24 protein-coding genes are annotated in these 23,817 nt (G+C 68.5%); 9 read left to right on the top strand and 15 right to left on the bottom strand.

Annotated elements, in window-relative coordinates; all coding sequences use genetic code 11:
* Nucleotides 1-10: 10 nt before the first annotated feature.
* From OHB24_RS19020 to OHB24_RS19000, 5 genes are all read right to left on the bottom strand, one after another.
* Nucleotides 11-493 carry a nuclear transport factor 2 family protein gene (locus OHB24_RS19020; RefSeq protein WP_327640398.1) on the bottom strand — a complete coding sequence of 161 codons (483 nt, stop codon included), beginning with the start codon at nt 491-493 and terminating at the stop codon, nt 11-13.
* A 122-nt stretch (nt 494-615) separates the two neighbouring features.
* Nucleotides 616-1,083 (bottom strand): cupin domain-containing protein, encoded by a 468-nt coding sequence (locus tag OHB24_RS19015; protein WP_327640397.1) that lies wholly within the window; start codon nt 1,081-1,083, stop codon nt 616-618.
* A 307-nt stretch (nt 1,084-1,390) separates the two neighbouring features.
* Nucleotides 1,391-2,260 carry a tyrosine-protein phosphatase gene (locus tag OHB24_RS19010; RefSeq protein ID WP_327640396.1) on the bottom strand — a complete coding sequence of 290 codons (870 nt, stop codon included), beginning with the start codon at nt 2,258-2,260 and terminating at the stop codon, nt 1,391-1,393.
* A gap of 4 nt (nt 2,261-2,264) precedes the next feature.
* A complete protein-coding gene (locus OHB24_RS19005; protein ID WP_327640395.1) occupies nt 2,265-3,476 on the bottom strand; it encodes an FAD-dependent monooxygenase in 1,212 nt (403 codons plus the stop codon).
* Nucleotides 3,477-3,507: 31 nt separating this feature from the next.
* Complete coding sequence (locus OHB24_RS19000; RefSeq protein ID WP_327640394.1) at nt 3,508-3,951, bottom strand: GNAT family N-acetyltransferase; 444 nt, start codon at nt 3,949-3,951, stop codon at nt 3,508-3,510.
* A 168-nt stretch (nt 3,952-4,119) separates the two neighbouring features.
* Between OHB24_RS19000 and OHB24_RS18995 the strand changes: the two genes are divergently transcribed.
* A complete protein-coding gene (locus tag OHB24_RS18995; RefSeq protein ID WP_327640393.1) occupies nt 4,120-5,253 on the top strand; it encodes a PucR family transcriptional regulator in 1,134 nt (377 codons plus the stop codon).
* 24 nt (nt 5,254-5,277) lie between these two features.
* On the opposite strand, the gene OHB24_RS18990 is transcribed toward OHB24_RS18995, so the two are convergent.
* Complete coding sequence (locus OHB24_RS18990; RefSeq protein ID WP_327640392.1) at nt 5,278-6,441, bottom strand: acyl-CoA dehydrogenase family protein; 1,164 nt, start codon at nt 6,439-6,441, stop codon at nt 5,278-5,280.
* Between the two features lie 124 nt (nt 6,442-6,565).
* Here OHB24_RS18990 and OHB24_RS18985 point away from each other — a divergent pair, with 124 nt between their 5' ends.
* Nucleotides 6,566-7,903 (top strand): UDP-glucose dehydrogenase family protein, encoded by a 1,338-nt coding sequence (locus tag OHB24_RS18985; RefSeq protein WP_327640391.1) that lies wholly within the window; start codon nt 6,566-6,568, stop codon nt 7,901-7,903.
* Here OHB24_RS18985 and OHB24_RS18980 read toward each other — a convergent pair.
* From OHB24_RS18980 to OHB24_RS18970, 3 genes are all read right to left on the bottom strand, one after another.
* Nucleotides 7,900-9,120 (bottom strand): MFS transporter, encoded by a 1,221-nt coding sequence (locus OHB24_RS18980; RefSeq protein WP_327640390.1) that lies wholly within the window; start codon nt 9,118-9,120, stop codon nt 7,900-7,902. The genes OHB24_RS18985 and OHB24_RS18980 overlap by 4 nt on opposite strands.
* Before the next feature lie 75 nt (nt 9,121-9,195).
* Nucleotides 9,196-9,681, bottom strand: a complete 486-nt coding sequence (gene purE / locus OHB24_RS18975; protein WP_327641082.1) for a 5-(carboxyamino)imidazole ribonucleotide mutase — start codon at nt 9,679-9,681, stop codon at nt 9,196-9,198.
* Nucleotides 9,682-9,705: 24 nt separating this feature from the next.
* The gene (locus tag OHB24_RS18970) at nt 9,706-10,878 is read right to left on the bottom strand and encodes a 5-(carboxyamino)imidazole ribonucleotide synthase (protein WP_327640389.1); all 1,173 of its coding nucleotides are present in this window, start codon (nt 10,876-10,878) and stop codon (nt 9,706-9,708) included.
* Nucleotides 10,879-11,022: 144 nt separating this feature from the next.
* Between OHB24_RS18970 and OHB24_RS18965 the strand changes: the two genes are divergently transcribed.
* Together OHB24_RS18965 and OHB24_RS18960 are read left to right on the top strand one after the other, a co-directional pair.
* The gene (locus tag OHB24_RS18965) at nt 11,023-11,583 is read left to right on the top strand and encodes a GtrA family protein (protein WP_327640388.1); all 561 of its coding nucleotides are present in this window, start codon (nt 11,023-11,025) and stop codon (nt 11,581-11,583) included.
* 41 nt (nt 11,584-11,624) lie between these two features.
* Nucleotides 11,625-12,122 carry a hypothetical protein gene (locus tag OHB24_RS18960; RefSeq protein WP_327640387.1) on the top strand — a complete coding sequence of 166 codons (498 nt, stop codon included), beginning with the start codon at nt 11,625-11,627 and terminating at the stop codon, nt 12,120-12,122.
* Between the two features lie 5 nt (nt 12,123-12,127).
* Here the strand turns inward: OHB24_RS18960 and OHB24_RS18955 are convergent, their stop codons facing one another.
* On the bottom strand, nt 12,128-13,036 hold the full coding sequence (locus OHB24_RS18955; RefSeq protein ID WP_327640386.1) for a hypothetical protein: 909 nt from the start codon (nt 13,034-13,036) through the stop codon (nt 12,128-12,130).
* A gap of 77 nt (nt 13,037-13,113) precedes the next feature.
* Between OHB24_RS18955 and OHB24_RS18950 the strand changes: the two genes are divergently transcribed.
* Nucleotides 13,114-14,325, top strand: a complete 1,212-nt coding sequence (locus OHB24_RS18950; protein WP_327640385.1) for a GNAT family N-acetyltransferase — start codon at nt 13,114-13,116, stop codon at nt 14,323-14,325.
* Here the strand turns inward: OHB24_RS18950 and OHB24_RS18945 are convergent.
* Entirely contained in the window at nt 14,322-14,942 is a 621-nt protein-coding gene (locus OHB24_RS18945) for a PH domain-containing protein (RefSeq protein ID WP_327640384.1), read from the bottom strand. The genes OHB24_RS18950 and OHB24_RS18945 overlap by 4 nt on opposite strands.
* 151 nt (nt 14,943-15,093) lie before the next feature.
* Here OHB24_RS18945 and OHB24_RS18940 point away from each other — a divergent pair, with 151 nt between their 5' ends.
* From OHB24_RS18940 to OHB24_RS18930, 4 genes are read left to right on the top strand one after another with little or no spacing between them, the layout of a single operon-like run.
* Nucleotides 15,094-16,488 (top strand): OFA family MFS transporter, encoded by a 1,395-nt coding sequence (locus OHB24_RS18940; protein WP_327640383.1) that lies wholly within the window; start codon nt 15,094-15,096, stop codon nt 16,486-16,488.
* A complete protein-coding gene (locus OHB24_RS43315; protein ID WP_420323244.1) occupies nt 16,485-16,592 on the top strand; it encodes an MFS transporter small subunit in 108 nt (35 codons plus the stop codon). Before OHB24_RS18940 ends, OHB24_RS43315 begins: the two co-directional genes overlap by 4 nt.
* A gap of 48 nt (nt 16,593-16,640) precedes the next feature.
* Nucleotides 16,641-17,537, top strand: coding sequence for a helix-turn-helix transcriptional regulator (locus OHB24_RS18935; RefSeq protein ID WP_327640382.1), 897 nt, complete (start codon nt 16,641-16,643; stop codon nt 17,535-17,537).
* Nucleotides 17,537-18,064: an MOSC domain-containing protein gene (locus tag OHB24_RS18930; protein ID WP_327640381.1), complete on the top strand. Its 528-nt coding sequence runs from the start codon at nt 17,537-17,539 to the stop codon at nt 18,062-18,064. Before OHB24_RS18935 ends, OHB24_RS18930 begins: the two co-directional genes overlap by 1 nt.
* 4 nt (nt 18,065-18,068) lie before the next feature.
* Here OHB24_RS18930 and OHB24_RS18925 read toward each other — a convergent pair whose 3' ends face one another.
* The 4 genes from OHB24_RS18925 to OHB24_RS18910 form a co-directional block, all read right to left on the bottom strand.
* Nucleotides 18,069-18,878, bottom strand: a complete 810-nt coding sequence (locus OHB24_RS18925) for a biotin--[acetyl-CoA-carboxylase] ligase (RefSeq protein WP_327640380.1) — start codon at nt 18,876-18,878, stop codon at nt 18,069-18,071.
* Nucleotides 18,875-21,502 (bottom strand): phosphoenolpyruvate carboxylase, encoded by a 2,628-nt coding sequence (locus tag OHB24_RS18920; protein ID WP_327640379.1) that lies wholly within the window; start codon nt 21,500-21,502, stop codon nt 18,875-18,877. The genes OHB24_RS18925 and OHB24_RS18920 overlap by 4 nt, the downstream gene beginning before the upstream one ends.
* A 109-nt stretch (nt 21,503-21,611) precedes the next feature.
* Nucleotides 21,612-22,946 (bottom strand): hypothetical protein, encoded by a 1,335-nt coding sequence (locus OHB24_RS18915; protein WP_327640378.1) that lies wholly within the window; start codon nt 22,944-22,946, stop codon nt 21,612-21,614.
* A gap of 67 nt (nt 22,947-23,013) precedes the next feature.
* Nucleotides 23,014-23,640 (bottom strand): TetR/AcrR family transcriptional regulator, encoded by a 627-nt coding sequence (locus OHB24_RS18910; RefSeq protein WP_327640377.1) that lies wholly within the window; start codon nt 23,638-23,640, stop codon nt 23,014-23,016.
* Between the last annotated feature and the right edge of the window lie 177 nt (nt 23,641-23,817).

The raw sequence follows: 23,817 nt of genomic DNA, 5'->3' as shown, positions 1-23,817 counted from the left end.
CAAGCGGCGGTTACTTGGTTGCTTCCGGCAAGGGGTCGGTGCCGGTGGCCGCCCAGTCCACGGTCGGCGAACCCGGCAGCGGCGTGGTGTCGAAGTACCTCACCTCAAAGACACGTTCGCTGAACTTCCAGCCCTCCGAAGTGCGCCGGTAGCGGTCGTGGAACAAGGCATAGTTGAAGATCGACATGCCGTTGCGCAGACGCCCGACCTCACACACGAAGGCACGACCCGACGCACTGTCGCCGTCCAACTCGATCGCGCCCGGATGCGTGGTCTGCACGAAGAACTCCCACTCGTCCGCAAGCCTCTCGCTCCCGGCACGGATCTCCTCCCGGCCGGTCTGCACAACACCGGCCTCGGGGATCTGGTACACCGCATCCTCGGTGAACAGCGACACGAAGCGGTCGTAGTCGCTCATCATCGCCGCATCACTGAACTCACCGCGCAACGCCTCGATCTCGACGCGGTCGGCTACAGCCTGAATGTCATTCATCAATTCCTCCTCGTCATGACGAACCCGGTGCGCCACCGCTCCGGGTCGAGCCTTCTCACCAATAGGACGACGCAGGCCGCTGGAATGTCAGGCGACGAGACCATCGAGGCGATGCCGCCCCGTCAGTGATCTCCAGAGCCGCACGGCGGTCGGGCCGGGCGGGGTGCGCGACGATCCTTGCGCTGGGCAAGCTCTTCCTCGTCCACCAGGACAAGCATCGGCTGGTTCGGATCGCACAGCATCGTCACCACGAAGCGGACCCCGATGTCACCGCGGGCATTGCCGTCCTGGTAGTGAATGACATCACCGCCCGGCTCCCAGAAGACGTCGCCGGCCTTGAGGATCTGCTCGGGTTCGCCTTCGAGTTCGAACCGCATCTCGCCGTCGACCACATAGCCGAAAGCAGGCCCGCCGGGGTGGCGGTGAGCCGGCGCACCGGGGTCTCCCGGCGGATACTCGACGACAACGGTCATCGCGTGCCCATCGGCGGGAATGAGCGGCGGTTGGACCTCCTGCAGAACGGTCAGCGCCGTCTTCCACGCGCCCGAACCCGGCTCGTGTCGTGTGGTGCTCAATTCACTGTTGGACATGGGAATCTCCTGATCGGGGGTCTGGATCTCGTGGAACGCGAGAACGATGCCTCGTGCGGCACGTGGCTCGCTACGGGCCCCGCTCCAACGCCGGCGTCGCTGTCTGGTAGCCGGCTACAAGCGGTGGCACAGCTCGATCATGCGTTGGTCGACGCAGGTATGAGCCTCGTCTCATCGCCTCACATCCGGCAGGCCTCGGTCGTCAAACCGATCGTCCTGGACTTACGACTCCCCCTTGCACTGGAGGCAATCAATGCATGTCCGTTGTCACCCTCACGGAACCCAGAAGCCTCCGCTGGGTATTCGGCTACTGCATGCCTTGGGCAAGGAACCGGACTGGATGACGATGACGGACCAGGAACTCGCCGCCTTCAGCGAAGCCGAGAACCGCAAGCGGATGTCGCCCTTCGCGCAAGTGATCACCGGACGTCCGGGTGCAGAGCGCTGGCGGCGATCCGGGCCAGAGATTCCGGCATCCAGCTGCGAGCCCAAGTCCTTGCCAATCGAAGGTGGTCAGCCGTTCCCGCAGGCCATCCATCTGGCCCGAGGTGAAGTAGGCGGCTGGATCGGCCGACTCGAGGAAGGCCACCAGGTCGTCGCGGGCGAGGGCGCAGTGCCGATCCAGTGAGGCCCAAGACAGAGCCGCCTCGCCCAGCTGCGCCGCATGCGTGTTCATGGTGCGCACGGCGAGCTCGTAATCATCGAGGATCGCCGCGACCGGCGTACCGACCGCCGCCAGCAGCATCGCCACGACCATGCCGGTGCGGTCACAGCCACCGCTGCAGTGGATGAGGAGACCGCCGACGTCGACCTCCAGGACGTGGGCGAAGAGGGCGGTGATCCGATCTGGCCATCGACGCAGCGCGTCGGAGTAGTACGCGGGGCTGTCCAGCCGTTCGCCCCATTCGGCCATGAAGGCGGCGTCGGTCGGGTCCTCGATCGGCAGGTGATGAATGGTTACCCCGTCGATCCTTCGGACTGCGGATCGTTCGTCGGCGTTGCGGAGGTCGATGATCGTGGTGACGCCGGCATCGACCAGGTCCTGGCAGCCGCGCTCGGTCAGATACTCCGGACGAGCCGAGCGGTACAGCCGGCCGGGCTGTATCGGACCCAGAGGTGTCGGCAGCCCGCCGAGATCCCGGGCGTTCACCGCCCCGTCCCAGTTCACGTCACGCATACGTCTACGCCTGGGTCGACGGCAGGTAGTCATCGACTGTCATGGAGTTGTAGACGCGCGCGCTCTTCGTGGTCAGCTTGAGGAAGGTCCGGCTGAGTGCAGTGGGAAGGGCGGAGACCAGGCGAGCGCCGTAGGCGAGGCCTGACACGCCGAGGCGAGAGGTGGGAACCAGAGTCCTGGCTGCACTCATCGCGACCGCCCGGCTGCCGCGTACGTTGGCCATCATCGCTTGCTCGTAAGCGGGGAATGCGTGCGAATGGTTGCCGCCGGCCCGTGCCAGCTCTCCGGCGAGAACGTAGGCCCCGATGACAGCGAGACTTGTACTACCGCCGACGGCCGGACCCGGGCAGTACCCCGCGTCGCCGACCAGCGTCACTCTGCCACGCGACCAGCTGTCCAGGTGGAGCTGGGTGATGGAGTCGAAGTAGAACGCCGGCGTCCGGTCGAGCTCCTCCAGCCAGCGATCCACCTCGGCGTCCATGCCGGTGAACGCGGCACGTAGCAACTCCTTCTGCCGGGGCGCGTCGCGGTAGTGGTACTGGAGCCTGTGCTCGCTCCGGAAGAGAAACAGAGCCCGTGCCTCGCCGGCCTGCCGCGCTGGGTACATGCCGGCGGTGCGGCCGATGCCTGAGTGGATGCGGAGCTCGCGCTCGAGACCGTAGAAGTTGGGCAGCGTGACGACCCCGAAGTAGGGACCGATGAACTTGCCGGCCCTGGACTCGTCGCCGAAGACGAGGCGGCGTACGTTCGAGTGCAGCCCGTCGGCGCCGACGACGAGGTCGAAGCGGCGCGGCGCGGCGTTCTCGAACCGCACCTCACCCTCGGGAGAGATCTCGGTGATCGAGTCCCCGAAGACGTACTCGACGTCGTCACGCGTGGCGTCGTAGTAGATCTGGCTCAGGTCGTCGCGCATGATCTCGACGTGCCGGTCGGAGGTGGCGCCGAAGACCTTCGAGAGGTCGACCCGGACGGGCCGCTTCACGCCCTCCCGGTACAGCGTCATCTGATCGGCGTCGGTGGCCAGCTCCTCGATGAGCGGAAGCACGCCCATCTTCTCCGAGATCTCCACCGCGGGCCGGAACAGGTCGACCGAGTGGCCGCCGGTCTTGCGCGGCGTTGCGGCACGCTCGACAACGGTGACCGTGAAGCCGTGCCTGGTCAGCCAGTACGCCAGCACCGGCCCGGCGATACTGGCGCCGGAAACAAGAATCCGCATGTTGTGCCTTCTTCAGGTCCGAGACGGACGGTCAGTTCACCGTGAGGTCGTCGTCATGGGAGAGTCGTTCTGCGAGCCGAGCACGACGCTGCGCCCACTCCTCGCTGATGACGGAGTACACCGCGGTGTCCCGCAGCATCCCGTCCTCGCCGGATTTCCGTGATCTCGACCAATGGCGCAACACACCCTCGAAGGTTGCACCGACGCGCTCGATGGCCATCCGGGACTGCCGGTTGCGAGCATCGGTCATGAGGTCGACCCGCGCCACGCTCAGGGTGGCGAAGGCAAACTCGAGCAACTGCAGCTTGGCATCGGTATTCAGCCCGCGACCCTGGGCCGATGCGGCCAGCTTCGGTCTTCCTCGGACGCGACAGCGAGGGCTGCCGCATGGCGATGACCCAGCGGCTCGAGACGTACCGATCGACCCTCGAGTACCGGCCAGACGAAATCCTGCCGAGAACGGCGCAACGGACATCTCCTCCTCCTTCGCTGTCAGCCGGCGGTGCCTTCTGTGGAGAGCGTCGCCCCTCCGCCGCGGCGGTCGCTACGAACGCAGATCCAAGGTCGCCCCGACGACTTCGTACCCCGCTACGAAATGAGGACGTTGGAGCCTGTCGACGGCGGATTGAGGCAAGATGGCCTCATGGTCGACGGGGTCCATGGGGGTGTGGTCCGGCTCGTCGCAGCCCTGGAGGAAGACGACGGGGTTGTCGAGCCGATCCTCGAGCGCGTCCGGAGCGAGATCCCGAGCTACGCAACGGTCGAGCGTGACCAGATCATCGCCAGCATCCGACGGATCCGCTCCCGGGTGTGCCGCACGCTCGCTGTGGGCGACGTACCACCGGCCGGCGAGCTCTGGGAGGCCGAACGCGCCACGGTCGAACGGCTCGACGCCGGTGTACCGATCGAAGACATCCTGTCCGGATTCCGCATCACCATCTGGACCATCCAGCGCCGGCTGGTCGACATCGCAACGGAGTACGGCGTCGACGGGTCCGACGTCGTCGCGCTGACGTCCCTGGTGTGGAAGCTCAGCGACCTCTTCTCGGCGCGAGCAGCGGCCGACTACCACCAGCTCGGGCTGGCCCACGCAGTCGCCGACCAGCGGCGCCGCGACGAGTGGTTGGGTGGCGCTCTCGCGGGCGAGCTCGACACCGGCCAACTCGAGCGGGGCTACACCGTCTACCGCTTGCGCCGGGACACGGCGTACCGCGCGTTCTGCACTGGTCCGGCGGACCAGCAGGCCATCGAGCGGATCCAGCGTCTGCTGTTCGAGCAGCACGGGGACAGCGTGCTGATGACACCGTCGCACGACTGTCTGGTGGGCATGATCGAGGACGTTCCCTCGCCGGTTCCAGGTCTCCTTGTCGCGGTCGGTGCGCCGATGTCGGTGGAGCGGATCGCTACGTCGTACCAGAGCGCTCAACACGTTCTGGCAGCTGCGGCACTGCACCACACTGCAGGCGTGCACACCGTGGAAACCCTCGGCTGGCGCCTCGCAGTACCGGGCCTGGAAGAACTGGGCGACCTTCTCAGAGCGCGTTACCTCCAGCCGTTACAAGACACCAGGCCGTTCGGTGAGCAGATCGTCGAGGCACTCCGTAGTTACCTCACTCACGAGCGAAGCATTCCGTTGACTGCCGCGGCTCTGCACGTCCATGTCAACACCCTGCGCTACCGCCTGGGACGCTTTGAGGAGTTGACGGGCCGCTCGCTGCAGGACACCGACACGATCGTGGAACTGGCTCTCGCGCTATCGACGGAGCCCGCTTCGTAACGAGCGGCCGCGCACCCAAGAGCCTCAGCTGATGCCCTTCAGGAGTTGGCGGGCCATGACGATGCGCTGGACCTGGTTGGTGCCTTCGTAGATTTGAGTGATCTTGGCGTCGCGCATCATGCGTTCGACCGGGTAGTCGTGGGTGTAGCCGTAGCCGCCGAGGAGTTGGACGGCGTCGGTGGTGACGGCCATCGCGACGTCGGAGGCGAAGCACTTCGCGGCGGCGCCGAAGTAGGTCAGGTCGGAGTCACCGCGCTCCGAGCGGGCGGCCGCGGCGTACGTGAGCTGACGGGCCGCCTCGATCTTCATGCCCATGTCCGCGAGCATGAACTGCAGGCCCTGGAACTCGGCGATCGCCTTGCCGAACTGCTTGCGCTCCTTGACGTATCCGAGCGCGTAGTCGAGCGCGCCCTGCGCGATCCCGAGCGCCTGCGCCGCGATCGTCACGCGGGTGTGGTCGAGCGTCGCCATCGCGGTGCCGAAACCGGTCCCCTCGGAGCCAATCATGCGACCAGCGGGGATCCGGACGTTGTCGAAGTACACCTCGCGGGTCGGCGAGCCCTTGATCCCGAGCTTCTTCTCCGGAGCGCCGAACGATACGCCCTCGTCGGACTTCTCGACCACGAAGGCGGAGATCCCCTTCGAGCGGGCGTCCGGGTCCGTCACCGCGAAGACCGTGTAGAAGTCGCTCACGCCGGCGTTGGTGATCCAGCGCTTCACGCCGTTCAGGACGTACGAGTCCCCATCAAGAACTGCCCGTGTCTTCATCGAGACGGCGTCCGATCCGGCCTCCGGCTCGGACAGGCAGTACGAGAACATCGCGTCGCCCGCCGCGACCGGCGGCAGGTAGCGCTGCTTCACCTCGTCGGAGGCGGACAGCAGCAGCGGCAGTGAGCCGAGCTTGTTGACGGCCGGGATCAGCGAGGTCGAGGCGCACGCGCGGGCGACCTCCTCGATCACGATCACCGTGGCCAGGGCGTCCGCCCCTGCGCCGCCGTACTGCTCCGGGATGTGCGGCGCGTGGAAGTCCGAGGCCTTCAGCGCGTCGTACGACGCCTTCGGGAACTCGGCCAGCTCGTCCACGTCCCCGGCGTGCGGGGCGACCTTGGCGTCGCAGACGGCGCGAACGGCCTCGCGGATCGCCTGGTGCTCCTCGGACAGCGCGTACAGCTCGAATGAGTTACTCACGAGTCACACAGTACGACGAACAACTCGCCGGTGGAGGACGTCGTACGCCGAAAGTGAGCAAGAGCGCACTCTCCAGACATGAGCCGATAACCGTCTGATAACCACGATGGGTAGAGTCCCCGACATGAGTGAAGCGACCTCCCGCCCCCTGCGGATCGCCGTGATCGGCACTGGATACCTCGGCTGCAACACCTCCGCCGGGATGGCCGAATTCGGTTTCGACGTCATCGGGGTCGAGATCGACGAGCACCGCCTGAAGCTGCTGAACGACGGCAAGGCCCCGCTGTACGAACCCGGGCTGGACCCGCTGCTGAAGAAGCACGTGGACTCCGGCCGGCTGCGGTTCACCAGCGACTACACCGAGATCGCCGACTGGGCCGACGTGCACTTCATCTGCGCCGGCACCCCGCAGCTCGAGGGCAGCGAGGCCGCCGATCTGTCCCAGGTCTACTCCGTCGTCGACATGCTCGCCCCGCTGCTGACCAAGCCGACCCTGGTGGTCGGCCGGTCCACGGTCCCGGTCGGTACGTCGAAGGCAGTCGAGGAACGCATGCACCGCCAGGCCCCGGCCGGGTCGGCGGTCGAGATCGCCTGGCAGCCCGAGTTCCTCCGCGAGGCGCACGGCGTGGAGGACACGCTGCACCCGGACCGCCTGGTGTTCGGCGTCCAGTCCGCGACCGCGGAGGCCCGGCTGCGTGAGGTGTTCGCCACCCCGATCGGCGAGGGTTCGCCGGTGGTCGTCTGCAACCTTCCGACCGCGGAGCTGGTGAAGGGCGGCGCGAACGCGTTCCTGGCCACGAAGATCTCGTTCATCAACGCGCTCGCCGAGATGGCCGACGCGACCGGCGCGGACGTCACGCAGCTGGCCGAGGCGCTCGGGTACGACAAGCGGATCGGCCGCGGCGCGCTGAACGCCGGGCCCGGGTACGGCGGCGGCTGCCTGCCGAAGGATCTGCGCGCGTTCATGCACCGGGCCGGCGAGCTCGGTGTCGAAGAGGTCATCACGCTGCTGCGTGAGGTCGACGACATCAACCAGCACCGCCGCGCCCGGATCGTCGACCTGACCCACGAGATGCTCGGCGGCCAGTGGATCGGCAAGAACGTCACCGTGCTCGGCGCCGCGTTCAAGGCCGGTACGGACGACGTCCGCGACTCGCCCGCACTGGACGTGGCCGGGCGGATCCAGCTGCACGGCGCGAACGTCACGGTGTACGACCCGGAGGCGATGGAGAACGCCCGCAAGGTGCGTCCGACCCTGCGCTACGCCCCGACCGCGGCTGAGGCGTGCCGCGAGGCGCACGCCGTACTGCACCTGACCGAATGGCCGGAGTTCCGCGAGCTCGACCCGGCCGCGCTCAGGGGCGCCGTCACCAACCCGGTCGTCATCGACGCCCGGCTCAACCTCGACGCCGACACGTGGCGCGCCGCGGGCTGGACCTACCGGGCGCCGGGCAGGCCCTAAGCAACTTTGGCGGAGCGAAGAACCGGGCGCGTCAGGACGACGCACCCGGTGATGGCCGCTGCCACGGAAATGCCGAGGCAGACGCCGGTGATGCCGATGCCGCTCACATCGGACAGGCCGCCGAGCAGCGGGTTCGCCACCATGATCGCGAAGCTCTGGCAGAGCACGACGATCGACTGCAGGCGGGACTGGAACTCACGCTCCACCGAGTTCATCAGCAGCGGCAGCACGTGACCGGTGAACGTGCCGACGCCGATCCCGCTCAGCACGCCGGCGGCGAACGTCAGCGGCACCGGGTCGAGCACCGAAAGGCCGAGCAGTCCGGCAGCCGCAACCAGAAGGCCGACAGCGGCGAAGATGCCCGGCCGGGGAAACGCGCCCCACATCAGGATGCGTAGGGCGATCACCCCCACTCCCAGGCTCCGGCTGGCGACCAGCAGACCGGCGGTCTGGGCGTTCCAGCCGTGGTCGCGGGCGAGCAGCGGGAACAGCAGTGCGTCCATCGGCATCAGCAGAGCTGCCGCAACCGTCATCGTGATCAGCAGCGCCCGGGTGAGCGGGCGGCCGAACGCAACCTGGATGCCGGCGCCGATCGACCGGAACATGCCGGCCGGCATCCGGCCGGGAGGCGCGATCGTCTTCCGCAGCAGGATCAGGACGACGATCATCACGCCGAACGTCAGGGCGTCGAAACCGGCGGCCGCTTTGAGTCCGGCCCAGCTCACCAGGACGCCGCCGACCGCGGTGCCGGTGACCGCGAAGACGACGCCGGTCACCTGGAAGCTCGCGAGCGCTCGGGGCACCTGCGCGGGCGGCACCAGCAGGCGCGGCATCGACCGTGACGACGGCAGGAAGAACGCGTCGATCGTCCCGACCACGATGGCCAGGATCACCAGCAACCACACGGGTTCGCCGACGGCCAGGGTGGCCGGGACGAGGGCCGCGGTGACCAGGAACATCGCCGTACAGCTCACGAGCAGCACCCGCGGGGCGCCGTACTTGTCGCCGATCGCGCCGCCGACGAGCAGCAGAACGGCTCGCGGGGCGGCGGCGAGCAACAGGATGAGGCCTGCGATGCTGCCGCCGTGGCGGGTGGCGGTCCAGCCGATCGCGAACGTCATCGTCAGATCGCCGAGAAGCGACACGACCGCGCCGAACAGCCAGATCCAATAGCGGACAGGGATGCGCTGCGTATCCGAGTCAGTGGGCGGAGTCACGATCGACGACCTTAGACGACAAGCAATGGGAACTCATGACTACCCGCCCCGTCCTGTGGAAAACCACTCACTGCCTCAGCCTTTACGCAGCTCTGCCGCCCCGTCACGCACCGTAGCGCCCTTGGCCCGTGCCGCCTCGCCGAGAGTTTCCTGGAACGCGATCATCCGGTCCCGCAACTTCTCGTCCGACGCAGCCAGGATCCGTACCGCGAGCAACCCGGCATTACGAGCGTTCCCAATCGAGACGGTCGCAACCGGCACACCGGCCGGCATCTGCACGATCGACAGCAACGAGTCCATTCCGTCGAGGTATTTCAGCGGCACCGGTACGCCGATCACCGGCAGCGGGGTCACCGACGCGAGCATCCCGGGCAGGTGCGCGGCCCCGCCGGCGCCGGCGATCAGCACCTTGAGCCCCCGGTCGTGCGCTGACCGTCCGTAGTCGATCATCTCGGTCGGCATCCGGTGCGCCGAGACCACATCTGCCTCAAAGGGCACGTCGAACTCGGCACACACCTCGGCCGCCGCCTTCATGGTCGGCCAGTCGCTGTCCGACCCCATCACGATGCCAATCACAGCTCAGTCCTATTCGTCGATCGTGCCGGTCAGGTAATCAGCGGCGTGCCGCGCCCGGGAGCGGGTCTCCTCGAGGTCGTCGCCGTACGCCGTGACGTGGCCGACCTTGCGACCCGGCTTCACCGACTTCCCGTAGAAGTGGACCTTCAGGCCCGGATCGCGCGCCATGCAGTGCAGCAGGCCGCGGTGCATGTCCTCGACGTCCCCGCCGAGCACGTTGACCATGACGGTGTACGGCGCCCGCGCGGCCGGCGAACCGAGCGGCAGGTCGAGCACCGCACGCAGGTGGTTCTCGAACTGGGACGTCACCGCGCCGTCGATCGTCCAGTGCCCGGTGTTGTGCGGGCGCATCGCCAGCTCGTTGACCAGCAGCCGCCCGTCCCGCGCCTCGAACATCTCGACCGCGAGGACGCCGACCACGCCGAGCTCACCGGCGATCCGCAGCGCGGTCTGCTGCGCCTGGGCGGCCCGCTCCGGCGCCAGACCGGGCGCGGGCGCGGTCACCTCGACGCAGATCCCGTCCCGCTGCACCGACTCGACGATCGGGTACGCGACCGCCTGCCCGTGCGGCGAGCGCGCCACGATCGCGGACAGCTCGCGGACGAAGTCCACCTTCTCCTCGGCCAGGATCGGTACGCCGCTGCCGAACGCGGTCGCGATCTGCGGGTCCTCCGGGCCGTCGACGAACCACACGCCCTTGCCGTCGTACCCGCCGCGGGTGGTCTTCAGGATGATCGGGAAACCGCCGACCCGCTTGGCGAAGTCCGCGACGTCGGCGGGCGTGCCGACCACCTGGTGCGCGGGCGCCGGCGCGTCGAACGTGTCCAGCCGGGCGCGCATCACGGCCTTGTCCTGGGCGTGCACCAGCGCGTCCGGGCCGGGGTGGACCTTCACACCGTCGGCCTCGAGCGAGTGCAGCAGGTCGGTCGGGACGTGCTCGTGGTCGAACGTCACCACATCGCACTCCGCGGCGAACCGCCGTACCGTCTCCGGGTCCTTGTAGTCGCCGACGGGGGCGTCCGCGACCGCCTGGGCCGCCGATACCGTCTCGCCCTCGGCGAGCACGCGGAGCTGGATTCCGAGGGCGACGGCCGTTTCCTGGGTCATCCGGGCCAGCTGCCCGCCGCCGACCATGCCGACCACCGGGGTACCGACAGGGAGATCCTTACGATCGAACTTCACAGCGGTGAGCCTAATGTCCATACATCATCAGCCGTACGGCGGCTGTCGCGGCACGCGGGCGATTTCGGGGTCGGACCGGTCGCCGGGTACCGTGGGAAGCTGCCCTCCCCGTCGCGGTGTGATCACAGAAGGTTCCGAGGACCGTTGAAGCTCGTCACCACGCTGTACCGCCAGTTCCAGCACTTGGTCCACGAAGTCGCCAAGTTCGGTCTGGTCGGTCTGCTCGGTCTGGTCGTCGATCTGCCGATCTACAACTGGCTGGTCTTCAGCAACCCGCTGGTGCTCGCCGACTCGGGTGTCGGCATGCTGCACCACAAGCCGCTGACCGCGAAGCTGATCTCGACCACGGTCGCCACGATCGTGACGTACTTCGGCAACCGCTACTGGACGTGGCGGCACCGGGAGCGCTCCGGCCTGCACCGTGAATACGTGCTGTTCTTCGTGCTGAACGGCGTCGGTCTGCTGATCGCGGCCGGCTGCCTGGCCTTCTCGCGGTACGTCCTGGACCTGCACAGCTGGCTGTCCGACAACATCGCGGCCAACTTCATCGGTCTCGGCCTCGGCACGCTCTTCCGCTTCTGGTCCTACCGCAAGTTCGTCTTCCGGGAAGAACTCGCCCTCGACGACGCCGAACACCCACCGACCCCGGACTCCCCCGCGGAACTCGACGGGGAGTCCACGGGAGATCTGCCCGCGGTCCGTTGACGCGGCCCCGTCCTGCGGTTGTCGTCAGCATCGTTCTGGCTGTGCTGCTGGTGTGCTCCGTTGTCGCCGGGACCGTGGCCGTCGGCATCGTGCGGGCCGACGCGAAGACGCAGCTCGAACGTGCCGACGACCTGCAGCGCAAGGTCGACGAGGCCGGGCCGGGCGAGCAGGTACGCAAGGACGTCCTGGCGGCCGCGCAGGCCGATGTCGGCGTCCTCTTCAGCTACGACTACCGAAAGCTCGACGACTACGCGTCGGCGACCCGGAAAGTCACGACGGAGAAGTTCGGCGCCGAGTTCGCGAAGACCGTCGCCGCGATCCGTCCGCAACAACTAAGCCAGCAGGCCGTCGCCAAGGCTCAGGTCACGGACGCCGCGGTCAAGGATGCGACGGACGCCACGGCGAACGTCCTCCTGTTCGTCGACACCACCACGACGACAAAAGGCGCGTCCACACCTAGCGTCCAGCGCACCCGCGTGCAGCTCACTCTCCAGTCAGTGGACGGCCACTGGCTCATAGACGGCGTCGAAGCAGTCTGAGTTCGTCACTCTCCGAACGGCGGCTTCCAGGTGGCGTTGCCGTCGGTCCAGTGGAAGTAGACCGGGTCGGCGAAAGTACCCGGGACCTTGCCGAACGACTGGATGACCGTGGTCGGGCCAGTGGCGTGGCCGAGGGCGTACATGTAGGCGGTGTGGGTGTCGCGGTCGATGCCGAGCAGGACCGATCCGTACTGGCCGCACTGCTGCGCGATCAACGTCTCGAAGCCCTGCCAGGTCTTGCTGCGAACCTGCTTCACGATCGGCTTCATCGGCGCCGTGGTCGGGATGTGGATCGTGTACAGCGCACCGCCGCGGGTGTTCGCGAGGAACGTGTCGTAGGTCTTGGTCGAGCTGATCAGCGTCATCGCCTTCACCGCGGCGAATCCGGGCGCGGACACCTTGTTCCCCCAGGCGCCCTTGCTGTCGACGGTCCAGCGGAACAGCGTGCCGTCGTTGCGGAGTCCGTACATGTTGTTCCGGAGCACCTTGTCGTAGTACACCCCCTCGTCGAGAGCGACGAAAGTCCCCCAGCCGCCGCCGAACCGCTTCACTCCGCCCTCGATGACGCCGTCCTCGCCGGTCGAGTAGTTGGCGTAGTACAGCGCATCCCCGACCACGCTGTAGCCGCCGACGAAGGCGATGCTGATCCCGTCGTCACCCCGTGAGATCGACGAACTGAACCGAACGGCTCCGTCGGGGTACACGTCGCGCCCCAGGATGCGGCTGGCCGGTGCCGTCGGCGGGTTCGCCGCGAAGACGCCCTGTTCCCGGTGGTCGCCCCCGGCCGTCACGGAGCCCACCGCGACCGGGCAGCCCCCTGCCGACACCGCGCTCGGCGTCGCTGCCGCGGTTCCCGGGATCACCCCCGCTGCTATGAGTAGGGCCGCCGCCGTCGTTCCGAGTGGTTTGAGCATTGGTACCACCCCCTTTCACCTCGCTAGATGCTCTCCTGCGGGCAGTTGTTGTCGGTAGGGCATGTGAAAATGCGGTGGTGACTGACTTCGACGTGCGGGTGGCGCGGGCAGACGAGTACGAGCCGGTCTCTGGCCTGTTCGGCGAGGCGATGATGTTCGAGTCGACGCCGGACGACCTTGGGCGGCAGTTGTTCGAGCCGGAGCGGACGCTGGTCGCGACCGACGGCGCGGCGATCATCGGGACGACCAAGGCGCTCACACGGGATCTGTCCGTGCCCGGTGCGGTGGTCGCCGCGGCCCATGTGACCGGGGTCGGCGTGCGGGCGACGTACCGGCGGCGTGGGGTGCTGTCTCAGCTGATGGCGCGGCAGCTGCGGGAGGTGCCGGAAGCGATCGCGGTGCTGTGGGCGAGCGAGCCGGCCATCTACGGGCGGTTCGGGTACGGCGCGGCCGCGTGGGGCACGAACTACGAGGTCGACCTGCGTCGCGTCGGCCCGACCAACGACCGGATCCGTCCGGGTGCGCTCGGCGTACTGACCGTCGACGAGGCGCTCAAGGAGTTGCCGACCCTCCTGCGTCGCGCGCAGGAGCAACGCCCTGGCGTGTCCGGGCGGTCGGACTTGCTGTGGCAGAAGCACCTGGAGGACAAGCCGGACGACCGCAACGGGCGAATCGCGCGCCAGATCCTGGTGCACCGTGACGAGGCCGGCATCATCACCGGGTACGCGCTGTGGCGCGGCAAGATGAACTGGGTCGCGACCGGCCCGGCGAACGAGGTGCTCCTCGAGGAGCTGATCGCGCCGGACCCAACGGCGTACCGGGTGCTGTGGCAGCACCTGCTGACGATGGATCTGAGCGCGAAGCTCGGCTACGGGCACGGCGCGGTCGACGAGCCGCTGCAGCAGCTCGTCACCACACCGACCGCCCTCGAACGCCGGGTCGGCGAGTCCCTGTGGCTGCGTGTGACCGACGTACCGCGGGCGCTCCAGCAGCGGCAGTACGCCGTACCGGTCGACGTCGTCCTCGACGTGACCGACGACCTGATCGAGGCGAACACCGGCCGCTTCCGGCTGACCGCCGACGAGACGTCGGTGAGCTGCGAACGCACCGACGCCCCCGCCGACCTCACCGTGTCCATCGCCGCCCTCGGAGCGACCTACCTCGGCGGCCGCCCGCTCACCGAGTTCGCACCAACAGGCCACGTCACCGAACACACCCCCGGCACCCTGAACCGCGCCACCGCAGCCCTCAACTGGCCAATCGCACCAGTCAGCGTGGAGATCTTCTAGCGGTCGTCGTCCGAGCTGAAGATTGTGTCGCCGTCGTCGGTGCGCGGCTGTTGCTGAGGCTGCTGCGGGCGGCGGCGCATGTGTTCCGGCGGCTGCTCCTCTTCGAGGATGCCGTCGCCGGGCCTGCCTTCCGGGCCGCCGAACAGGAGGTCGGACATCTGCAGGTGGACGTGCTCGACATGCGGTACGTCGGGGAGCACGACCTGACCGCGTTCGCCGGCGGACTCGATGTGCAGCGTGCCGCAGCCGAGGATGCGGTCCACCAGGCCGTGCTCGTAGGACACGTCGTTGATCCGCATCAGCGGGATGTCCCGGCCGGTCCGGGTGAGGATGCCGTGCCGGGTGATCAGCCGCCGGTTGGTGATCGTATACGTCGAGAAGAACCAGTTCAGGAACGGCTTCAGCCCGAAGGTCGCGACGAGCACCACGCCGACCGCGAGCACCCCGATCCGGGCCGGGGTCTGCATCGACCCGGACGGCACGATCGCGGCCAGGAAGCCGCCGAGGCCGGCCACCACCAGTAGCAGGAAGACCGGCCCGATCAGCGCCTTCCAGTGCGTCCGGGTGCTGACGACGACGTACTCGTCCTCACCCAACAACTTCGCCGAGATCGCCATGGCCCCAGTCTCACAGGTACCAGGTTCGGTTGTCCCCTCCCGACACGATCAGCACCCCCATCGGGCAACAAAGAGATTTAAGACTTCACAAAATGCATACAGTCAGCCAAGATGCGCGAGGGGTAATCACTGGGGACCAGAAGGAGCTGTGATGGCAGTCTTGTCGATTCTCGACCGGGAGCACACCGTCGCACCGCCGGGCTACAGCCGCTGGCTGATCCCGCCGGCCGCGCTCGCCGTCCACCTGTGCATCGGCCAGGCGTACGCGACCAGCGTCTACAAGACGTCGATGGTGAAGCATTTCGACACCAGTCAGACCGCGGTCGGCGTGGTGTTCAGCATCGCGATCGTGATGCTCGGCCTGTCCGCCGCCGTCGGCGGCACCTGGGTCGAACGCAACGGACCGCGGAAGGCGATGTTCGTCGCCGCCTGTTTCTGGGCGACGGGGTTCCTGGTCGGCGCCCTCGGCATCGGCACCGGGCAGCTCTGGCTGGTCTATCTCGGGTACGGCGTGATCGGCGGCATCGGCCTCGGGATCGGGTACATCTCGCCGGTCTCCACGCTGATCAAGTGGTTCCCGGACCGCCCGGGGCTCGCGACCGGCCTGGCGATCATGGGCTTCGGCGGCGGCGCACTCGTCGCCAGCCCGCTGTCCCGCCAGCTGCTCGGGCTCTACGACTCCGGCTACGACCCGAACGTGAGCACGTCGGTGGCCGGCGGCGGCGCGCTGGTCGGCCTGTTCCTGACGCTGGGCATCGGCTACTTCGTGATCATGATGTTCGGCGTCTTCAACATCCGCGTCCCCGCCGACGGCTGGGCGCCGGACGGCTTCGACTCGTCGGCCGTGCAGCAGAAGGCCCTCGTCACGACCGGCAACGTCTCGGCGGCGAACGCGATCAAGACGCCGCAGTTCTGGTTCCTGTGGGTCGTGCTGTTCTGCAACGTCACCGCGGGTATCGGCATCCTCGAACAGGCCAGCCCGATGATCCAGGACTTCTTCCGCGGCGACGGCGGCAAGTCGAGCGTCGCGGTGGCGGCCGCGGCCGGGTTCGTCGGCCTCCTGTCGATCTTCAACATGGCCGGCCGGTTCGGGTGGTCGTCGACGTCCGACGTCATCGGGCGGAAGCCGATCTACGCGATGTACCTCGGCGTCGGAATCGTCGCGTACACACTGCTGGCGTCCGTCGGGCACACCAGCACGGTGGTCTTCGTGCTGCTGGCCGCGGTCATCATCTCGTTCTACGGCGGCGGGTTCGCGACCGTTCCGGCGTACCTGCGGGACCTGTTCGGCACCTATCAGGTCGGCGCGATCCACGGCCGGCTGCTGACCGCGTGGTCGGCGGCCGGGATCGCCGGGCCGCTCATCATCAACGGGTTCCTGGACCGCGAGGGCAAACCGGGCACGCTGACCGCGGCGGCGTACCGGCCGGCACTGTTCACGATGGTCGGCGTACTGGCCGTCGGGTTCGTCGCGAACCTGCTGATCCGCTCGGTGTCCGAGCGTTTCCACGAGAAGTCCGAATCCAGTGTGGAGGCCACCCTATGAATCAGACCCCACGCCTGGTGATCTCCTGGCTCCTGGTCGCCGTACTCCTGGGCTACGGAATCATCCAGACCCTGATCACCGCAGCCAAGCTCTTCACGCATTAGAGCGAAAACGATCAAGTACGACGCGTAGGCGGCGGGCACGATGGTCACATGACCGATGTGTTCGCCGCCTTCGTCTCGGTACTGGCCGACGCGCTGGACGAGCACGACGCGACCGCGGCCGAGCTGGCTGCCCGCGTCCGGTTGTCGCGGTCGCACCTGGACCGGCTGGTCGAGGCGGCGGCCGGTGAGCGGCCCGGACAGCTGCGGCGGCGGATCCTGCTCGAGCGCGCGGCGTACCGGCTGCTGACCGGGCCGGGGCACATCCTCGACGTCGCGATCGAGGCTGGATACGGGTCGCACGAGGCGTTCACGCGGGCGTTCAGTCGCGCGTACGGCGTACCTCCTGCGCGGTGGCGTGGGCAGCCCGACCGGATCCGGCTGGACGCGCCCAGCGGGATCCATTTCCACCCGCCGAACGGGCTGCGGGTACCGGCCAGGGACGAGGTGAGTTCGATGGATCTGATCCGGACGATGGTGGACCACCACATCTGGCTGCTCGGCCAGATGCTGCAGCAGGCGGCGGCGCTGACCGACGAGCAGCTCGACCGGCCGATCGAGATCTCGGTCGAAGGGATCGACACCGATCCGACGCTGCGATCGTTGCTGTCCCGGCTGGTCGGGCAGCTCGGGATGTGGCACGCGAACCTGGCGGGAGCGACGTACGACTTCTCCGTCGAGCAGGGTGAGAGTGTGCAGAGCATGCGGCGGCGGCTGGGCGAGGTCGGGCCGGCGTTCGCGGGGGAAGTCGGTGAGTTGTGTACGGCGAACCGGCTGGACGAGCTGATCGTGTGCCCGGGTGAGAACGTCGAGGTGTACACGGCCGGGGCGATGATCGCGCATGTGCTGACGTTCGCGTCGTACCGCCGGACGCTTGTCGCCGGGGCGCTGCACGACGCCGGGTGCGACGACCTGGACAGCGGCGACCCGATCCGCTGGATCAGCTGATGACCGCGCGGTTGGTGGCGGTGAACGTCGTCCATGAGCTGATCCGTGGACCGACGCGGTGGACGGCGATCGACAAACGGCCGGTGCCCGGGGCTGTCGAGGTCGGGGAGCTTGGCCTGGTGGGTGATCGGCAGTGCGATACGCGGTACCACGGTGGGGCGGACAAGGCGCTTTATGCGTACGCCGAGGAGGATGCGGACTGGTGGGGCGCCGAGCTGGGGCGGGAGATTCCGCCGGGGTTGTTCGGGGAGAACCTGACGACGCGTGGGCTGGACGTCACCGGTGCACTGATCGGTGAGCGGTGGCGGATCGGCGGGATCCTGGTCGAGGTGCGGTCGCCTCGGACCCCGTGCGGGAACCTGTCGGGGCGGATGGGGATCAAACGGTTCCATCACCGCTTCGCTCGCACGGGGCGTGTCGGCGCCTACCTGAAAGTGCTGGAGACCGGCAAAGTACGCCCCGGCAACCGCATCACCGTCGTACACCGCCCGGACAACGGGCAGACGATCGGTGAGGCTGCTCGGTAGTTGCTCAGGTGCGGCGGAGGTGGGTTACGTCGCCGGCTGCGAGTGGGCGGGGGCCTTCTTTTGTGTCGACGATCAGGCGGCCGTCGTCGGCGAGGTCGCGGGCGGTGCCTTCGAGGAAGGTGCCGTCGGGGAGCTCTACGCGCACTGTCTGGCCCAGGGTCGCGGACAGTTCGCGGTACTCCGGGAGGACGACAGCGGGGTCGCCGTTGGCGTCTACCCAGGACTGGTAGCGGGACGCGAGTTCACGGAGTACCGCTGACATCACTGTGGCCCGGTCAGTCGTCGCCGCCTTCTCCAGTGCGAGCGACGTCGCGGCCTCATGAGGCTTCTCCGACTCGCGGAGAGTCACATTCAGGCCGATGCCGATCACTGCCGCCGGCCCTTCGACGCGCTCCAGCAGGATGCCCGCGAGCTTGCGGTTCTCGACCAGTACGTCGTTCGGCCACTTCACCTGCGCCGGGATCTCACCGACCTGCCGCACCGCAGCCGCCACCGCCAGCGGCACCAGCAGCCCGAGCCACGGCCACCGTGACGCCTCAACGGCGGTCGGACGCAGCAGAACCGACATCAGCAAGGCAGAGTGCGGCGGCGTCGTCCAGGTACGTCCCAGCCGCCCGCGACCGGACGACTGGTACTCCGCAGCAACGACCAGTCCCTCTGGCTGACCACCTGCAGCCGCAGCTGCCACAACAGCATTCGTCGACGGCGTCTCCGCGAGTACGTCGATCTGCGTCCACAGTGCACCGGGACGCACCAACCGCCCCCGCAGGAACTGCTCGTCCAGCGGGGGCCGGTCCAAGTCGCTGAACTTCATCCGGTGTTCTGCAGACCGGCAGCGACGCCAGAAACGGTCAGCAACAGCAGTCGGCGTGTGCGGACGATCTGCGCCTCATCCAGTGAGTCATCGGTGCGCAGCGTCCGCAGTGCCCGCAGCTGCAGGTAGCTGAGCGCATCGACGTACGGGTTACGCAGCTCGACCGCACGGCCCAGCACGCGGCGTCCCTTCAGCAGACGCTCCTGGTCGAGCACCTTGAGTACCCACTCGGTGGTGAGCGCGTGCTCGTCCAGCATCCGCTGTGTCAGGTCGGGCCGGTCGCCCAGCTCCAGGTAGCGGCCGAGGATGCGCCGGTCCGTCTTCGCCAGCGACATCTCCGCGTTCTCCAGCATCACCTGGAACAGCGGCCAGTTCTGGTTCGCGTCCCGCAGCAGGTCGACGTCCCCGACTGCGGCAAGCGCCGTACCGAGGCCGTACCAACCAGGGGCGTTCACACGGGCCTGCGACCACGCGAACACCCACGGGATCGCCCGCAGGTCCTCAAGCGACGACACCGCGACACCACGCCTGGCAGGCCGCGACCCGAGGGGCAGCTGGCCCAGCTCCTCCAGCGGCGTCACGGTGCTGAACCACTCCGCGAAGCCGTCCGCCTTCACCAGCCCGTGGTACGCCGTACGCGCTGCCTCGTCGAGCGTCTTCTCGACCACGGCGAACCGCTGAGCCGCGACCACGGCTCGCTCCTCCACTGCCGGCGTCGACGCCAGGAGCGTTGCCGCAGTCACCTGCTCGATGTGCCGCTGCGCGATCGCCGAGTTTCCGTACCGGGCGGGAATCGCCTCGCCCTGCTCGGTCAGCTTGAACCGCCCGGCCACCGATCCAGGAGCCTGCGCCAGTACGGCGCGGTTCGCCGGACCACCGCCACGTCCGAGCGCACCACCGCGGCCGTGGAACAGCGTCAACCGGATCGCGTTGCGCTGCGCCCACGCCGTGATCCGCGCCTGCGCGTCGTACAGCGCCAGCGTCGCAGACACCGGGCCGACGTCCTTGGCGGAGTCGGAGTACCCGAGCATGACCTCGAAGCGCCGGTCGTTCGCAGTGAGCCGGTGCCGGACCCGGGTGAGCTGGATCGCGTTGTCCAGCACCTCCACCGAGTTCTGCAGGTCCTCACCGGTCTCGAACAGCGGTACGACGTCCAGCTCGATCGGACGCCCGTCCAGCGCCGCGTCGGCCAGCTCGTACACGGCTGCCAGGTCGCCGGCGTTGCGGGTGAACGACACGACGTACCGGCGGCAGGCCTCGGGACCGAAGCGCTGCTGGATCTGACCGATCACCCGGAGTGTGGCGAGCACCTCCTCCGTCTGGTCGGACAGCTCGCCACCGCCGAGCACCTCCTCCAGCGCCTTGGCGTGCACCGAGGAGTGCTGGCGGACCTCCAGCTCGGCCAGGTGGAACCCGAAGGAGTTCACCTGCCAGATCAGCTGCTGCAGCTCGCCGTACGCCTGGCGCGGTGCTCCGGCAGTCACCAGGGAGTCCTGCAGGACCTTGAGCTCGTGCAGGAAGTCAGCGGCCCGCGGGTACCCGAAGTCGGCGTCGCGGGCGCGAGTCGCCGCCAGCCGGCGGGCAGCCAGCAGCAGGAGCTGCCGGTGCGGCTCGGCCGGGGAGCGGGTCTCGATGTCGGTGATCAGCTCTGGGTTGACCGCCCGGGCGTCTTCCAGGATGCGGCGTACCGGTGCGGACGGCGGCGTGGTCGCGGCGTCCAGGGTCAGCGCGCGGCCGAGCACCTCGGTGGCCTGCTCGAGCGCCCGGAGGACGTGGTCGGCCTGGATCTGCATGGCCTCCCGGGTGATCGCCGCGGTCACGTTCGGGTTGCCGTCGCGGTCGCCGCCGATCCACGAGCCCAGGTGGACGAACGGCGCCACCACGGGCGTCCGCGTCCCGGCCGCGTCACCGGCCAGCGCGTCGTCGAGCCGCCGGTACACGTTGCCGACGACGTTGAACAGGGTCTCCTCGAACACCGCCATCGCCGAGCGCACCTCGTCCAGCGGCGAGGGGCGGCTGGTGCGGAGTTGCGACGTACGCCAGAGGATGTCGACCTGCTCGACCAGGCGGCGACGGTTCTCCGCCAGGTCGCTGTCACCGGCCCGTGGGTCGTGGCGCTCGTCGAGCAGCGAGCTGATCCGGCGGATCGTCGCCAGTACGGCACGGCGCCGGGCCTCCGTCGGGTGTGCGGTCAGCACGGGCCGGAACTCCAGGCCGTTCAGCAGCGCGCGGGCCTGCTGCTCGCCGCTGTCGCGGGTGATCTGCTCCACGGCCTGGGCCAGCTCGGACACCACGGCCTCGCTGCCGGCGCGGTCGCGCTCACGCAGCACACGGGCCCGGTGCAGCTCTTCGCTCAGGTTCGTCAGGTGGAAGTAGCAGGTGAACGCACGGGCGACGTCCTCGGCGCGCTCGTGCGGCCAGGACGCGACCAACTGCTCGGCCGCGGCGCCGTCACCGGCAATGGTCAGCTCGCGCAACTTCTCGACGTCGTCGAGCAGCGGCTGACCGGCGTACTCGAGCAGAACCTTGCCAAGGATCTCGCCGAGCAGACGGACGTCGGCCCTGAGTTCCTCAGGCACCTCGAACCGCGCGCGGGTACGGGTCTCACTACCGGTCTCGGTCACGTTCGCCCACCCTATCGGCGGACGCCCGCCAACGCCGCAGACAGTCCGCCCACTGGAAGCGGATCGTGACCGCACACCCAGCTACTTCACAGTACGTGGAGCGTTCCTGTCACTCCGCCCGCCCACCGCGATCCGACTGGGTCTTGGCGGGCTGGAACTGGCGGACGCCCTCGCTGGTGATCAGCGTCGACGGAGTGCCTGACTCGGCGGCAGATTCGGCCACCCGTGCCCAGTCCTGGGCAGTGGCCCGTTCGGCCTGGTGCTGAACGATCTGCCAGTCGATCGGCTGCCCTGCCCACCGGTCTGCCTCCTGCCGTACGCCGTCGGAGATCCGGCCGCCCATCCGCTGCTCATGCGCCCAGCGGATCGCATTCGGCATCCGGGCTTGTTCGTGGAGCGCATCGAGCTGCGGAGCCAGTTCCGGGTGGTGCTCCTTGGCTCCCTGGACGACCCGGTCGGTCAGCTCCGGGTGCGTTGCCTCGGCGATCTCGCCGTACCGCTCACCTTGGACCCGCCGGGTGAAGGCACCCTCGGCCGTCACCACGGTCTCCTGCTCGTACCGGCCGTACTTGTACTCCGACACTGTGTCGCCCCGGACCGACAACTGGACGGCTCCATCTGCACCCGCCGACACCCGAGGAGCCTCGTTGCGGTCGACAGCCTGCTCGTAGCCGGCCGCCAGCGCACGCAGCTCCTCGTCGGCGACACCCGCCGTACTCAGGTCCTCCAGCGCCTTGCCCAGGTGCTGCGGGTACATCAGGAGGCCCACGTCGTGCTGCGTTTCGACCGAACGGAACTCTCCGTCGGCGGACAACGGGTACACGCCGCCCTCCGCGTAGATTCCGGCCGGGATCTCCGCCTGCCAGCCGTCCGGACCGAGCTCGACCTGCTGACCGGCGCGCTCCGCCGCGGCGGTCTCGATCACCGGAAGCTCACGCGCCGCCGCGAAGTCCTGGAGCCACTCCGCGTCCCAGGCGCTCACCGGTCCGGCGCCGTCCGCTCGCTGCGGAACGACGACACCGGCGATCTCGACGCCGGCACCGAAGGTAGTGTTCAGCGGCACCGGCGAACCCAGGCGGTGTTCTCCGGCCAGCAGCTGGTCACCGGTGATCGGGCCCTCGCTGGTCCGCGACAGGTGGAGGTGTTCCGGCGGCATCGCGATGACCAGCCCGCCGTGCTCCGGCGGATGGTTCTCGTCGATCAGCACCGGCTTGTGCGACATGTGCCGATCGCGGTCGGCGCTCCACGGCTCGCTGACGCCGACCCGGTCGGGATCCACCACGAACGGGTCCGGCGGCACCGCGCCGGCGATCCGGGTGTCCGGGCCGACGAGCTCGCGGAGCTTCGTCCCGCGGGCGCTCAACGGCACGACGACGTACCGCCAGCCGGGGCCGTGCTCGCGCGGATCGGTGTCCCCGAGTAGTTCGTGAGATGCCGAAGGCATAGCCCTCCTCGTCGCAGTGCGGCCGCCGGATCCGGCCATCGCCGGGGAACCTATCGCGGCGGGGGGATCAGACGTTGCCGAAGCCGCCGCCGACGACCTGGGAGACGGTGCGCGCCAGGTCGGCCGGGGAGCGGTCGGTGGTGCCCGTGACGAGCATCCGGGCGCAGGCCTCGATCATCGAGGCGAGCAGCTCGGCCAGGACCGGAAGATTCGCGGCCGGGTCGGTGACGCCGGGGAGGGACTTGACCAGGGTCAGCCGCAGGCTCTCGACCAGGAACGCGCGGGCCGCGAGGACCCGCTCGGCGACGACAGGCGCGGCGCCGTACTGCGCGCCGAAGACGATCCGCCACGACTGCGGCTGCTTGGCGACGGCGGTGAGGAACGCGGTCACGCCCTCGAGGACGTGCTCCTCCGGCGTACCGACGCTCGGGTCCGCGGGCAGCGCGGCCATGATCGAGACCACCAGGTGCTGCTCCTCGCGGGCGAGCAGGGCCAGCAGTAGCTCGTCCCGGTTCGCGAAGCAGTCGTAGACGACCGGCTTGGTGACGCCCGCCGCGTCCGCGACCGATTGCATCGTGGTCCCGGCGTACCCCTTCGCGGAAAAAACCTCCAGCGCGGCGTCGAGAATGAGCGGGCGGCGGCGCTCCGGACCGAGGTGCGGCGCACGCCGGCGTCTCTCAGGGTCCCCAACCACTTGACAAAGCTATCGCATCGTAGGAAATTCCTACGGTCTGGTAGGAACGCTCGCCGGACAGGCTTCGAGTGATTGCGGTGTTCAGGTGCGTGCATCGGGGTGCTTGGTCAGTGGCCTCGATGCGGAGCATCGTGGGCGCTGGGCAAGTGCCGCGAGGTGCGTGCCTGGGCGCCGCAA

Source organism: Kribbella sp. NBC_00482, assembly GCF_036013725.1.
GTDB lineage: Bacteria > Actinomycetota > Actinomycetes > Propionibacteriales > Kribbellaceae > Kribbella.
The sequence above is the reverse complement of the archived record's forward strand: the minus strand, read 5'-3'. Positions and strand labels throughout refer to the sequence as shown.

Coding starts and splice junctions, on each gene's coding strand:
- OHB24_RS18930 (WP_327640381.1), top strand. CDS start 17,537: ATGACCGCGCGGTTGGTGGCGGTGAACGTCGTCCATGAGCTGATCCGT.
- OHB24_RS18915 (WP_327640378.1), bottom strand. CDS start 22,946: ATGCCTTCGGCATCTCACGAACTACTCGGGGACACCGATCCGCGCGAG.
- OHB24_RS19015 (WP_327640397.1), bottom strand. CDS start 1,083: ATGTCCAACAGTGAATTGAGCACCACACGACACGAGCCGGGTTCGGGC.
- OHB24_RS19020 (WP_327640398.1), bottom strand. CDS start 493: ATGAATGACATTCAGGCTGTAGCCGACCGCGTCGAGATCGAGGCGTTG.
- OHB24_RS18940 (WP_327640383.1), top strand. CDS start 15,094: ATGGCAGTCTTGTCGATTCTCGACCGGGAGCACACCGTCGCACCGCCG.
- OHB24_RS18955 (WP_327640386.1), bottom strand. CDS start 13,036: ATGCTCAAACCACTCGGAACGACGGCGGCGGCCCTACTCATAGCAGCG.
- OHB24_RS18985 (WP_327640391.1), top strand. CDS start 6,566: ATGAGTGAAGCGACCTCCCGCCCCCTGCGGATCGCCGTGATCGGCACT.
- OHB24_RS18995 (WP_327640393.1), top strand. CDS start 4,120: ATGGTCGACGGGGTCCATGGGGGTGTGGTCCGGCTCGTCGCAGCCCTG.
- OHB24_RS43315 (WP_420323244.1), top strand. CDS start 16,485: ATGAATCAGACCCCACGCCTGGTGATCTCCTGGCTCCTGGTCGCCGTA.
- OHB24_RS18945 (WP_327640384.1), bottom strand. CDS start 14,942: ATGGCGATCTCGGCGAAGTTGTTGGGTGAGGACGAGTACGTCGTCGTC.
- OHB24_RS19010 (WP_327640396.1), bottom strand. CDS start 2,260: ATGCGTGACGTGAACTGGGACGGGGCGGTGAACGCCCGGGATCTCGGC.
- OHB24_RS19005 (WP_327640395.1), bottom strand. CDS start 3,476: ATGCGGATTCTTGTTTCCGGCGCCAGTATCGCCGGGCCGGTGCTGGCG.
- purE (WP_327641082.1), bottom strand. CDS start 9,681: ATGGGGTCGGACAGCGACTGGCCGACCATGAAGGCGGCGGCCGAGGTG.
- OHB24_RS19000 (WP_327640394.1), bottom strand. CDS start 3,951: ATGTCCGTTGCGCCGTTCTCGGCAGGATTTCGTCTGGCCGGTACTCGA.
- OHB24_RS18935 (WP_327640382.1), top strand. CDS start 16,641: ATGACCGATGTGTTCGCCGCCTTCGTCTCGGTACTGGCCGACGCGCTG.
- OHB24_RS18925 (WP_327640380.1), bottom strand. CDS start 18,878: ATGAAGTTCAGCGACTTGGACCGGCCCCCGCTGGACGAGCAGTTCCTG.